Origin of the sequence: Levilactobacillus yiduensis, assembly GCF_024718525.1 — a bacterium.
Classification (GTDB): domain Bacteria; phylum Bacillota; class Bacilli; order Lactobacillales; family Lactobacillaceae; genus Levilactobacillus; species Levilactobacillus yiduensis.
In genome coordinates this window covers 1-12,948 of the sequence record NZ_JAMXAZ010000007.1, presented here as the reverse complement: position 1 = coordinate 12,948, position 12,948 = coordinate 1, and the positions used below count along the sequence as shown (strand labels likewise).

The window sequence follows — 12,948 nt, the reverse complement described above, 5'->3', positions numbered from 1 at the left end:
AAATAGTGAGACTTATGTGTGAGCACAAATTTTTTGTGTGCACGCGTAAGCCTCTTTTTTGACTTCTAAATGGTCGAAGATGGGCTGCACGGCACATCATAGGAGGAAAAGCGCCAATGGCCAAATTACCGTTTTATCAGGAAACCGTCACCGCTTTGTATCAGCGGTTTCAGACGGGGGAACAAGGGCTGAGCTCAGCCACCGCGCAGGAGCGGCTCGCACAAAATGGGCGTAACGCCTTGAACCAACAGAAAACCACGTCACTGCTACAGAAGTTCATTGCCCAGTTCAAGGACTTCATGATCATCGTTTTACTGGTCGCGGCGTTGATTGCCGGGTTGACCGGGGAAGTCGTCGATGCCGTGATCATCTTGATCGTGGTGGTCTTAAACGCCGTCTTCGGGGTCTTCCAGGAGGCCAAAGCCGAGGAAGCGATTAATGCCCTGAAGGAAATGTCCGCACCCAACGCCACGATTCGACGGGACAATCAGGTCATGACGGTCAAAAGCGACGAGTTGGTCGTGGGAGACATCGTCTTGTTGGAAGCGGGCGACATTATCCCCGCCGATTTGCGTTTGATCGACGTGGCCTCACTGAAGGTCGAGGAATCCGCGTTGACTGGGGAATCTGTACCAGTGGAAAAGGCGGAAGGCACCCTGACTGGCAGTGACCTGCCCATCGGTGACCGCCACAACATGGCGTTTATGAATTCTAACGTCACCTATGGTCGGGCAACCGGGGTCGTTGTGGCCACGGGCATGCAGACGGAGGTTGGCCGGATCGCCGGAATGATCGAAGCCGCCGACGAGACCACCACACCGCTGCAGGCGAATCTGACGCAACTGGGGAAGTCGCTGACCATCTTGATCTTAGTGATTGCGGCCATCGTCTTTGCCATGGGAATGTGGCGCCAGGCCGAGAGCCTGATCGACATGCTGCTGACGGCCATTTCCTTAGCCGTGGCGGCCATTCCAGAAGGCTTGCCGGCCATCGTGACAATCACCTTGGCCTTAGGGACGCAACGTATGGCTAAGCGGCACGCCATCGTCCGCAAGCTGCCGGCGGTGGAAACACTGGGGAGTACCGACATCATCGCCTCGGATAAGACCGGGACGCTGACGCAAAACAAGATGACGGTCGAAAAGGTTTATGAAAACTTGCAACTGACCGATGCCCATACGGTCGATTTTGACCAGGAGAATCGATTGGCCCAAGTCATGATTCTAAGTAACGACACCAAGATTACAACGGACGGCCTGGCGGGTGACCCGACCGAAACGGCGCTGGTTCAGTACCAAATGGACCGGCAGTACCCCGTCGAAAAGGTCCTGGCAGCGATGCCACGGGTTGCCGAAATTCCGTTTGATTCCGAACGAAAATTGATGTCAACGGTGCACCCATTAGCCGACGGTCGTTTCCTGATCGCCGTGAAGGGCGCGCCGGATGAGTTGCTCAAACGGGTCACACGCTTGGCTCAGGTGGACGCGGTGGCGCCACTGAGCGATGGCGACCGGCAACAGATCTTAGACACCAATCACCAGATGGCCACGCAAGCGCTGCGGGTCTTGGCCTTTGCCTACCGCATCGTAGACCAAGTGCCGGCTGAGTTGACCAGCCAAGCCGTGGAAAATGACTTGATCTTGGCCGGGATGGTCGGCATGATCGACCCTGAACGGCCAGAAGTTGCCCAGGCGGTGGCTGATGCCAAATCAGCCGGGATTCGGCCAATGATGATCACCGGGGACCACCGGGATACGGCGGCAGCCATTGCGGCGCGGTTGGGAATCATTGAAAAAGGCGAGACCCAGTCCGTGATCACCGGGGCCGAGTTAGACGCCATGGACGACGCCACATTTGCCAAAAAGGTCAGTGATTACGCCGTCTATGCTCGGGTCGCCCCCGAACACAAGGTGCGAATCGTGAACGCCTGGCAAAAGCGCGGCAAGGTCGTGGCCATGACCGGGGATGGGGTCAACGATGCCCCCGCCCTCAAGGCCGCTGATATCGGTATCGGCATGGGGATCACCGGGACCGAGGTCTCCAAGGGGGCCAGTGATATGGTCTTAGCCGATGATAATTTCTCGACCATCGTGGTAGCGGTCGAAGAGGGACGGAAGGTCTTTGCCAACATTCAAAAGGCCATCCAGTACCTGTTGTCCGCCAACCTGGGGGAAGTCCTCACGCTGTTCATGATGACCATGTTGGGCTGGCAGATCTTAGCACCGGTCCACATCCTGTGGATCAACCTGGTGACTGATACGCTGCCCGCCATTGCATTGGGTGTTGAACCCATGGAGCGCAACATTATGAAACAGCCGCCGCGGGGCCGCAAGTCGAACTTCTTTTCCGGTGGGGTCTTGGGCGGCATCATCTACCAGGGCCTGCTAGAGGGAGGCATCACCCTGTTCGTCTACTGGCTGGCACTGACGTATCCGGTGCACGCAACGACCAGTCTGATCCACGCCGACGCCTTGACCATGGCGTTTGCCACACTGGGGCTGATTCAGCTGTTCCACGCTTTCAACTCTAAGTCGATTCATGGGTCAATCTTTACCGTTGGTTTGTTCAAAAACAAATTCTTCAACTGGGCCATCCTGATTGTCTTTGCCTTACTGGCCATGACGATCTTGGTGCCTGGCTTGAACAGCATGTTCCACGTGGCCCATCTGGACCTGTTCCAATGGGGGATCGTCTTGGCGGCTTCGTTCATGATGATCGTTATCGTGGAAATTGTTAAATTCTTTCAGCGACGCATGTTAAAATAAGACTAACTTGCGAACTGGCTGACTAGTCTGATAGAACCCCATTCGCAGGTGCGGTGGGGTTTTCTTGTGGGCTGAAAAGGAGGAATGTGCGTATGGCATTAACGTATCAAGCGTGTTTACAGGCGACGGCGGTGGTCTTGGCTAGCGGCGCCGTGCCCACCATCGTGGGTGAGGCGGGGATCGGCAAGTCCGCTCTGGTGGCTGATCTCGCGCAGCAGCGGCAGGCCAAGTTATTTACGACCGTGGTCAGCCTGGTTGAGAAGGGTGACCTGGTCATTCCGGTGCCGCCACTGACCAGTGATTCGTTCGTCCAAACGGCGAAATACGGGTCATTGGCCGATGTGCAATTCGGTTATTCCCATACGCTGGTGGCCATGATTCGCTACGCCGAGGCCCACCCTGATCAGGAAATCATTTGGTTCTTGGACGAATTCAACCGTGGCACCCAGGCCGTGCAAAGTGAGCTCATGAACCTGGTATTACAGCGGCAGATCAATACGCTGACCTTACCGCCACAGGTCCACTTGATCTTAGCAGAGAACCCGGACGCCACGATGGCCGGCTTTTCCCAGAGCCATTACGGGGTGACGCCGGGGGATGCGGCAATCGCCGACCGGACCACCCGTTTGATCTTACAGGCCGATACGCCGACCTGGCTGAAATGGGCGACGGCGACCGTGGCGGGACAACCGCGCATCGACCCGTTGGTGACGGCGTATTTACAAGAGCATCCGGCCGACTTACAGGTCACGGCAACGGCCAACGCCGTGGACGATGACCTCCAACCGACGCCACGGGCCTGGGAACGGGTCTCACGAGCGCTACGTGAACTGACGGCCCAGGGCCTCTGGGGGCAAACGGCGGTGGTGACTGCCCTGATGCAAGGTAACTTGGGCGTCAGTGTGGGGACCGCGTTTGCCAGTGAAATCTTGCGTCAACATCCGGGATTGACGGTAGCCCAGGCCCTGGGCGCACCGGACGCCGTCGCGACGTTTCAAACACTGACGCCAGCTCAGCAGCAGACGATTCTACAAAATTGTCTGGCGGATAGTGCTTGGCCGCTGACCACCGCCACGACCGCGGCGCGATTTAGTGCGCTGTTGGCGGCCTGTCCACCGGATGGACAATTTGCCATCGCCCAACGCCTGGCTGACCAGGAAGACTTGTTGGAACAGTTGGCCGCGGTGCAGACTGAGCGGCCGGCCGTGGCCCAGCTCTATCAACAGTTGACGCTGATTGGCAAACGCAGTAGCGAAATCGAGGTGTAGCCCATGAGCAGTTTGACCGAAGACCTCAATCGGGTGCGTCAAGCCACAGTGGCGGACCAACCCCGTTTGACGGAGACGGCATACCGGCATGGCGTGCTGTATTTGTTGCAACACGACGCCTTTTACGGACACGTGCTCAGTCGGCTGCGGGTGGTCCCTGCGACACCGCAGCAGCAAGCCCCACTGGGACTGACCGCGACGCCGCAAGAGTGGCAACTCCAGCTCCAACCGGGGGCATTGGCCCAAACGGACTGGACGGGTGCCCAGTTCCTGGACATGTTGCGGCACACGGTGTTGCACCTGTTGTGGCGTCACCCGCAACGCTACGCAACGGCTGTACAGACCAGCGCGCAGGCCGGTTTGGTCCGCTGGGCGACCGACGCGGCCGTCAATGACTATCTCACCGACTTGCCGCGCAATGCCGTGACCAGTCGGCGGTTGGGCGAGCTGCTTCAAGAACCGGTCGAACCACGTCAGGATTCGGCCGTCTATCTGCGCCAGTTACGCCACTGGCAAGCCCAACAAGAGATAACGGACCAAGCGTTAACACCGGGCGGCCCCGCGGCTGGGGAAACAACGCCGATTGCTGACGGTCACACGGGCTGGCAAACGGCGACGGATGCCGCCGCAGAGACGCGTGAACAGTGGCGCCAACAGCTCTTTCAAACGGTGGCCACGACGCTGTCAGCTAAGCAACGGGGGACGTTGCCGGGCCATGTCCAAGCAGCTCTACAGCCGGTGGCCTCCCAGCGACCAACGCTGGATTGGCGGGCGGTCTTAAAGCGCGGCCTTAGTCAGGTCCCCGCGGGTCGGCAAGCGGCTTACGGGCGCTTCAACCGCCGCCAGCCGGTCAGGATGGACTTACCTGGTCAAATCGTGCGGACCTGGCAACGGGTGGCGGTCTTCGTCGATGAGTCGGGGTCAATGGGCAACCAGGAGATCAGCTACCTGTTGGGGCAAATGGCCACGTTATTGGCCGTTTATCCAGCGCAGGTGACCGTTTACCCGTTTGATACGGTCGTAGACGAGACGGCCGGCTTTCGCTTGGAGAAACGCCCCCAGCGCCTCATGCGCACGGGCGGCGGGGGCACCCGGTTCCAGGCGGTGTTTGACAGCCTACCGCGATTGTTTGCTGGGCAAGGCCAGCCGCTCGTGATCATCTTGACGGATGGGTATGGCGAAGACCGGGTCCAATCGACGTTGCCGGCCACGGTTCTATGGCTACTGACCAGTCCTGTCGCCGAATTTTCCGTTACGCAGGCCCCGGGAACCGTCGTGAGTCTGACGGCCGACCCGCAGTGGCAAGCCTTAAGGAGGGCGCAATCATGACATTGACACCCAGCGAATTACGATCATTACTCAAACAAGACGCGGCCTTTCGCAACGCCCGGGCCATTTTGGCCGATGAGTGGGCGGCGCGGGCCGAAGAAAACCCGTTGTTTCAGGCACCCATGACGATTGCGGATTTGAAATTTGCTCAGGACCTACAAGCGGCGGGGGTCGCCGACAGTACTGTCGACTTCACGAATTACGCGGCGGTTCAGTCGTGGATCGGTGCCCATCGACAGTCATTAACGCCGAACGATATTGCCTGGTTACAACGGAATTTTGAATAATTTCAAGGTGTAAAGAAAAAACCCTTTACATCATATCCAGAAACTGGTATATTATTACACGTTGAAAGAAATACAGGAGGTGTCTACATGTCAGTTAAGATTCGTTTAAAGCGGATGGGTTCTAAGAAGCGCCCATTCTACCGGGTCGTGGTTGCCGATTCACGGAGCCCTCGTGATGGTCGGTTCATCGAACAAGTTGGGACCTACAACCCAGTTACCCAACCTGCCCAAGTGACGTTAAAGGAAGAATCTATCTTGAACTGGTTGAACAATGGTGCTCAACCTTCAGATACGGTTAAGACTTTGCTCTCTAACGCAGGGATCATGAAGCAATACCATGAAGCTAAGTACACTAAAAAGTAGTGATTAGCAATGACCGATTTTAAGGCATTAATTCTAGCGATTGTTAGCCCCCTCGTGGAGCATCCCGAAGACTTGGTGGTGACGCCGGTCGAAACGGAACGCTTCTACGAATATCGGTTAGCCGTTCACCCCGATGATGTCGGACGGGTGATTGGTAAACAAGGCCGTGTCGCACAGGCTATCCGGACGATTGTCTATAGCGTGCGCGTACAAGGCAACAAGCGGGTCCGGCTCATCATTGATGACCGCCCAGCAAAGAAACTCGAGTGAGGCGGCAACGTTTCCTCGAGTTTTTTGTTACCCAATTAATTAGGAAACTTTAAAAAATTACGAATGAAAAAGGAGGCGACTGACATGGCTTACTATACGGTAGGGACCATTGTGAACACCCATGGAATCAAGGGCGAGGTCCGGGTCGTGGCGACCACGGATTTTCCGGAGAGTCGCTTTGCGGTCGGGTCCACGCTCTACGCCTTTCAAAAGGGCCAAACGCAACCCGTACAATTGACGGTCGCGACCATGCGCAAGCACAAAAACTTCTACTTGTTAGGGTTCACCGGCAAACCGTCCATTAACGACGTGGAGATCTACAAGCAGAGCACGCTCAAGGTCACGGACAATGAGTTAGAGACCAGCGACTTACAACCGGGTGAATACTACTACCACCAAATCGTGGGCTTAACGGTCGTCACGGTTGACGGTGAGGAACTCGGCCAGATCAAAGAGATCCTGTCGCCGGGCGCTAACGACGTTTGGGTCGTGGCACGGCCGGACAAGGACGACCTGTTATTGCCGAAGATTGATGACGTGGTCAAGAAGGTCGACTTAGATGCCGGCCAAGTCACGGTCGAATTGATGGAGGGACTCGAGTAATGCGAATCGATGTGTTAAGTTTATTTCCCGACATGTTCTCAGGGCCAATGCACGACTCAATCGTCGGCAAGGCCATTGAAAACGGCCATTTGACCATGCCCGTGACGAATTTCCGTGATTATTCGACCAATAAGCACGGTAACGTCGACGACTATCCGTTTGGCGGCGGAGCTGGTATGTTGCTCCAACCACAACCCATTTTCGATGCGCTCAAGGCCACCGAAGAACAAGCGGCAGCGGAAGGCTTGCCGAAGGGGCGGGTCATTTTGCTCGATCCTGCCGGCGTGACCTTTGATCAGCACGTGGCCGAGGAATTTGCCCATGAAGAGCATCTAACCTTCCTGTGCGGGCATTATGAAGGCTATGACGAGCGCATTCGCACGCTGGTGACGGATGAGGTCTCCTTGGGGGACTTCGTCTTGACCGGGGGCGAATTGGCGTCAATGGTGATGATCGATGCGACGGTGCGGCTGTTGCCGGGTGTCTTGGGTAACGCAGAGTCGGCCCCAGGTGATTCCTTTTCTTCGGGCTTGCTGGAATACCCGCAATACACACGACCGGCTGAATTCCGGGGGATGAAGGTCCCAGACGTGTTGATCAGTGGCAACCACGGTAAAATCGACGAGTGGCGGCAAAAAGAAGCGCTGCGGCGGACTTATCTGCGGCGGCCGGATTTGATCGACCACCACAAGTTGACCGCGCAACAGAAGCATTTACTGGCCGATGTCCGTATTGAAGAGGAAGAACGGCAAGCCGCCAAACAGGAGTCAAGAAAATAACCTTTACAGGCATTTTCAGATATGGTACACTTAATTTTGGCTGTTTAGCCACAGAAACAACATTCCGCTGTCGCTCCTGAGAATGAATGTTGGCGAAAGGATAGAATATATTATGCGCCAAAACAATTTAATTGCTAAGATCAACCAAGAACAATTACGGGACGATGTTCCAGACTTCCGTGCCGGAGACACTGTTCGGGTTCACGCCCGTATCGTCGAAGGTACCCGCGAACGTATCCAATTGTTCGAAGGTGTCGTAATCAAGCGTAAGGGTGCTGGCATCCAAGCAACTTACACGGTACGTAAGATCAGTAACGGTGTCGGTGTGGAACGGATCTTCCCATTACACTCCCCACGTGTTGCTAAGATTGACGTTATTCGTCAAGGTCGTGTACGTCGTGCTAAGCTGTACTACCTCCGTGAACTTAACGGTAAGGCAGCGCGGATCCCAGAACGCCGTCGCAACTAATTTGCGTCTTAAAAAACCAATCACTTCGGTGGTTGGTTTTTTTATAACAAAGGATTGCATCAGGTCGTGGTCACCAAAGCATTTGAACGCGAAGATGGCTGTCAATCAGCGCAAAAAATTTAAGCTACCCAAATAAAGCAGGCCCACCAGTGAGAATGTCACCGGTAGGCCTGCTTTATTTAGTCATAAGTGTTAGTGTCGTGCGTACTGTTAAAACTTATTTGCCAGGTTCGTCAGTTGCCGCTGTCTGGAGTTGCATAAGCTTGAACCCAATCAGCGCGCCACCAATCAGAATGATGACGACTGCGGCGCTGATGCCCATGGTCAGGACCGCGGGACTAATGCCAGTCCCACTGAGCGCTTGCGTCAGTCCCAGGTTGGCGTACGTGATGGGTAAAAACTTGGCTAGCGGTGCGTAGAGGGTCTTCACGGTTTGGACAGGGAAGATTCCATTGGCGACGCAGAGCTGTAAGAAGAACAGGACGCCGATTACCAGAACTGCCAGGCGACCGATGAAGAACCGTAACACGAGTTCAACGACTAGGACGGCTAGGGCAAACAGTCCGGTTAAGGCCATGAACGTAAATGGTTGGGCCGCCTGGAGCATGACAGCCATACCGGCACTGGTAATCAGGGATTGTAACAGAACCCATCCCGTTAAGTTGGCCAATTGCCGTGGCGTTTGTAACTGCTTACGGTAGTCGAACCAGACGACCAAGCCGGTCAGTCCTAAGAAAGTGAGGAGCGAGACCACGAATGGTGCGATGGCGTGACCGAAGTTGGGAACGTAGCTGAAACGTTCATGGGCCAAGGTAGAAGGTGAAGCGAACATGTCGGCTGTTTGGGCCGTCAATGGCGTGGCCTTCACCTGATCAGCACCGCCTTGTAATGCCGTGGCTAGTTTGCCATTGCCCCGTTGAAGCTTCTGGGTTCCCGCCATCAGCTTAGGCGAATTGGCGGCTAACTTTTGCGAACCAGTCGCTAATTGATCGACACCAGCGACTAATTGGGGTGCCTGCTGGTTCAGCGTTTGCAGCCCACCTTTTAGTTGAGTCCCGCCGTTAGCCAGCTGCGAAACACCGGTAGTCAAGGCAGGGACCTGACCGTTGAGTTGGGTCAATCCGTTAGAGAGTTGGTGGGTGCCCGTGGTCAACTGACCGGCACCAGCGACCAACCGGCCAATCCCACCGGTTAATGCCGGTAGCTGGCCATTTAAGAGGTCTAACCCGTTGGTGAGGGTGAGTGAGCCATTGAGCAGTTGCGTTACCCCACCAGTCAATGCTGGCAATCCGCCTTTGAACTTGGCTGTGCCGGCTGCCAATTGTTGCGAACCGGTGACCAGCGCTGGCCCGTTGGTGGCGAGCTGCTGGCTGCCGGCAAGCAATTGCTGCACGCCTGCTGTAAATGCTGGAACCTTTTGATTGACCTGCGTCAGGCCGGTTGAAAGGGCTTGGGTGCCACTGACTAGGGCGCCGTACCGTTTGACGAGGGACTTGTTGTCGGTGTTGACGGCACCGTTGAGTTGGTTTAGGGCCTCATTTTGTTCGGACGTTGTTTTCGTGATAGTCGCGAATAAAGTGCCGAGTTGTTGGACATCTTGCGTGACCTGTTGCAGGGCACTCATGGTCGTTGCCTCGCTGGTTGGTGCTAACGCCGCAACCTCGCGTTTTAGGGTGGCTACCGTCTTTTGCGTGGTTGCCGTATCCGGTGTTGCGGTGGCACTTGCCGAGACGAGATCATTGGCCGCTGCCGTGACTGCTGACTTGGCCGCGGTCGTAGTCGTTGTGGTGGCTGATTGACTTTGTCCAGCATCCGCTAGGGCCGCCGTCATGGCAGACTTTTGTGCCGCGGTCATTTGCGTATCCTTGGCCACGGCGTTCACTTTGGCGTCGATTTCGGCTTGCGTCATTCCAGTCGAAGACGATGCTTCTTGGGAATGATCCAACTGGGCGACCGCGGTTTTTAGTTTTGCTGCGGCTTGGGTGGCCTCGGGGGTGCTGGCTGTGGAAGCGCCTTGCAGTTTGGTCAGCGTGGTTTGGACGGCCTGCAATTTAGCGGCTGATGCGCTACCGGCGATTGCCTTATCTAAAGCACCTAAATGGGCCTGAAGAGCCTGCTGCAACGTGGCCCCCTGAGACTGCAGGTCGGTGGCACCACTGGCAGCTTTAGTCTTTAAGTCAGTCACGGCTGTTCCCAACTTGTTGACGTCAGCCTGTCCCGCAGCCACTTGATTGGCCAATGACGAGGAGCCATCACTTAGCTTGGAGACGGCGCCAGCTAGCGTTTGGCCATTCGTATCCAGCTGTTGTATCCCCGTATGGACCTGATAAACGCCGTTGACGTACTTAGCGGTACTCGTGGCCAGCACCTGACTGCCATCGGCCAGTTGGACCACGCCAGAGGCAAGCGCGCCAGTCTGGCGATTGAGCTTTTTCAACCCGGCCGTGACCTGGGCGGAACCGTTATCCAACTGGGTAACGCCATTGGCCAGTGGGTGTGTCTTAGTGGCCAGTTGCTGCAGGCCACCAGAGAGTGTCGTAGACCCGGTCGCGACTTGGTTAGCCCCGGTAGCCAGTTGCGTGACACCGCTGGCTAGTGGCTGGGTCTTGGCCTGAAGGGTCTGGAGGCCGGTCGATAACTGATCAGCGCCCGCGGATAGTCGTTGAACACCAGTTGGCAATTGCTGGACCTTCGTCGACAGCTGGAGCAGGCCGTTGTTGACCTTCGTGACACCTGTCGTGTAGACATTCATGCCGTCTGCCAGCGTGACGGTGCCATCCTTGAGCTGTGTGGCGCCGTTGGCGGCCGTTTGAAAGCCACGTCCGCTGGATTTGATCTGTTTAAACATACTCAGCGCGTACGCTTTGGTCACAGCCCGTTTGACGGCGGTGTTTAGTTCAGCGGCGCCTGATTGGCTAATGATCTCCCCGATATAGTTCAACGAATCGTTGGTCTTGTAGGCTAGGCGCATCTTTTGGGGATGACTAGTGGACACGGTCGTGGCGTGTTGTGAGAAATTAGCGGGGATGGTGACGACGGTATAATACCGATTGTGGCGCATTCCCGCGGCGGCATCCTTAGCGGAGAGGAATTTCCAGCCCAGCTTGTGGTTGTGTTTGAGCTGGTCCACGACTTGCTGACCAACTGCTAAGCGCTTGCCTTGAAATGTAACCGGGCGATCCTCATTCACGACGGCTACTGGTAAGTGACTTGTCTGACCGAACGGGTCCCAAAGTGAATGGATGACGATTCCGGCACAAACGACGGGTAGTACGAGTCCGGCGGTTAAGACACCGCCGGTTAAAAACTTATGTTTCATGTTCCACACTCCTCAGTGACACCATAAAATGTATATGGCATGTTGTATTACAATGCAGGCCCTGACACTAATCTGTGTCCACCCCGAGAAATTAGTATAGGGCATGTCGCAATTGCGTTAAAAAACAGGCTGAAAATTCAGCCATACTTTGGAGCTTACTCGTCTAGGTTTTAGATTGCAAGATTTATTTTTGATGAACTGTTAGCCAAGTCTTATTTGACTGGGCATTTGGCCAGTTAATTTTTTTCGTGGAATGGCGGAATAGATGTGGTCAAGGTGATATTGAGTAACCGTGTTTTTTGCGAGCATAAAAAAATTATAAAACCATGGAATCAAAATCACTCGCCCATTCGCAGGAATGGCGGGTGATTTTTTTAACCGCATTTTAGTTAATCATGTGCCCTAACTTGGTTGTGAGGGTCACTGCTTAGGGCGGTCTGTGCTAGGATTACCGCTAAAAGAGGGGGTACCATCATGTTTAAGGTAAATGCGCGGCGTTGGTGTTTGGAAAGTCTGATCAGCTTGTGTGTGATAGCGGGCCTACTGTCAGTCGTGATTTCGGCCGCCTACGCGACGATTCGCATGGGGCCCGCCGCTGTAATGAATTTACGCGTCTTTGGTCTAGTTTTCTATCACCTTAGCCGAACGGCCGGTCAAGTGAGTGGGCAGACCTTAAATCAGGGAATGAGCCTAGTTTGGCTGGGTGGGAGTGTGGCGTTATTTACCTTGCTAGAACTCAGACACCGGTTGATTCCTTGAAAGTTAAAAGTCGTCGTAGACTTTTTCGTGAAATAGGGTCGTTAACATGGTTTCGTATTGCTTGGCCATCAGTGGCGACGTGGGGGTTGCCGCGTGCGTACTTAACAGCGCCAACAAGTGGTAGTCGTTGGCCAGCATGTAGTGAGAGTTGTGGTCACTGGCAAAAGCGATGCCTTGATTCAGATAGGTCGCCGCAATGGCAGAATCTCCCAGTTTTTCATGGGCATAGGCGGCCAAATAAAAGAGACAGTTGAGATTTTCCTCATAGGGTGTTTCATCAAGGTAGGCCAGGGCTGCTTGAATAGCGGTCGTGGCCGTTTGTCGTTTTTGTTCGCAAGCGGCGACCAGCCCTAGTGAGCCGTAACAGAGTCGTGTCAACGCCGTAGGTCGTTTGGTTGCCGCACTGGCGAGCGCGAGGCGGAAATTTTGTTGGGCCGCGGTCAGACTGCCCAGCTGAAAGTCAGTAACGCCCAGGTAATAGTAATAGGCCTGCGTTTGATCTGCCGTTTCAATTGCGGACAGGACGGCTTCACTGTTCAGATAATCGCGTAATTGCCGGTAGTCGTGCTGCGCGCACAGGTCACTGACGCGGGTGTTGAAATTTTCCCGGTTACTGACATCAAAATCGTGTGCCAAGGAAATGGCGTTCAAACTAATATTTGAGAGCGTAAAATATCTTGTGTAAATGCATAAAAGATTTCTGAATTGTATAGAAATAGGGAATGCCTTCCCTTATG

At 55.0% G+C, this 12,948-nt stretch carries 12 protein-coding genes; 10 read left to right on the top strand and 2 right to left on the bottom strand.

Going from position 1 to position 12,948, the window contains the following annotated elements:
* Positions 1 to 116: 116 nt before the first annotated feature.
* The 9 genes from NGM66_RS05540 to rplS all read left to right on the top strand — a co-directional run bounded on the left by NGM66_RS05540 (position 117) and on the right by rplS (position 8,133).
* Positions 117 to 2,765 carry a cation-translocating P-type ATPase gene (locus NGM66_RS05540; RefSeq protein WP_258115436.1) on the top strand — a complete coding sequence of 883 codons (2,649 nt, stop codon included), beginning with the start codon at positions 117 to 119 and terminating at the stop codon, positions 2,763 to 2,765.
* Between the two features lie 92 nt (positions 2,766 to 2,857).
* Complete coding sequence (locus NGM66_RS05535) at positions 2,858 to 4,033, top strand: ATP-binding protein (protein ID WP_208909782.1); 1,176 nt, start codon at positions 2,858 to 2,860, stop codon at positions 4,031 to 4,033.
* Between the two features lie 3 nt (positions 4,034 to 4,036).
* Positions 4,037 to 5,362: a vWA domain-containing protein gene (locus NGM66_RS05530; protein WP_208909780.1), complete on the top strand. Its 1,326-nt coding sequence runs from the start codon at positions 4,037 to 4,039 to the stop codon at positions 5,360 to 5,362.
* Positions 5,359 to 5,649: a hypothetical protein gene (locus NGM66_RS05525; protein ID WP_245155239.1), complete on the top strand. Its 291-nt coding sequence runs from the start codon at positions 5,359 to 5,361 to the stop codon at positions 5,647 to 5,649. The genes NGM66_RS05530 and NGM66_RS05525 overlap by 4 nt, the downstream gene beginning before the upstream one ends.
* A gap of 87 nt (positions 5,650 to 5,736) precedes the next feature.
* A complete protein-coding gene (gene rpsP / locus NGM66_RS05520) occupies positions 5,737 to 6,012 on the top strand; it encodes a 30S ribosomal protein S16 (RefSeq protein ID WP_024525325.1) in 276 nt (91 codons plus the stop codon).
* Positions 6,013 to 6,021: 9 nt separating this feature from the next.
* Complete coding sequence (locus NGM66_RS05515; RefSeq protein ID WP_208909778.1) at positions 6,022 to 6,282, top strand: KH domain-containing protein; 261 nt, start codon at positions 6,022 to 6,024, stop codon at positions 6,280 to 6,282.
* Positions 6,283 to 6,366: 84 nt separating this feature from the next.
* Positions 6,367 to 6,885: a ribosome maturation factor RimM gene (rimM, locus tag NGM66_RS05510; protein ID WP_208909777.1), complete on the top strand. Its 519-nt coding sequence runs from the start codon at positions 6,367 to 6,369 to the stop codon at positions 6,883 to 6,885.
* Positions 6,885 to 7,664: a tRNA (guanosine(37)-N1)-methyltransferase TrmD gene (trmD, locus tag NGM66_RS05505; protein WP_208909776.1), complete on the top strand. Its 780-nt coding sequence runs from the start codon at positions 6,885 to 6,887 to the stop codon at positions 7,662 to 7,664. The genes rimM and trmD overlap by 1 nt, the downstream gene beginning before the upstream one ends.
* Before the next feature lie 112 nt (positions 7,665 to 7,776).
* Entirely contained in the window at positions 7,777 to 8,133 is a 357-nt protein-coding gene (gene rplS, locus NGM66_RS05500) for a 50S ribosomal protein L19 (protein ID WP_048736156.1), read from the top strand.
* Positions 8,134 to 8,350: 217 nt separating this feature from the next.
* On the opposite strand, the gene NGM66_RS05495 is transcribed toward rplS, so the two are convergent.
* Positions 8,351 to 11,452, bottom strand: coding sequence for a YhgE/Pip domain-containing protein (locus NGM66_RS05495; protein WP_208909775.1), 3,102 nt, complete (start codon positions 11,450 to 11,452; stop codon positions 8,351 to 8,353).
* A gap of 474 nt (positions 11,453 to 11,926) precedes the next feature.
* Between NGM66_RS05495 and NGM66_RS05490 the strand changes: the two genes are divergently transcribed.
* Positions 11,927 to 12,211 carry an LlsX family protein gene (locus NGM66_RS05490; protein WP_208909774.1) on the top strand — a complete coding sequence of 95 codons (285 nt, stop codon included), beginning with the start codon at positions 11,927 to 11,929 and terminating at the stop codon, positions 12,209 to 12,211.
* Positions 12,212 to 12,214: 3 nt separating this feature from the next.
* On the opposite strand, the gene NGM66_RS05485 is transcribed toward NGM66_RS05490, so the two are convergent.
* A complete protein-coding gene (locus tag NGM66_RS05485; RefSeq protein ID WP_258115434.1) occupies positions 12,215 to 12,847 on the bottom strand; it encodes an XRE family transcriptional regulator in 633 nt (210 codons plus the stop codon).
* Positions 12,848 to 12,948: the final 101 nt, after the last annotated feature.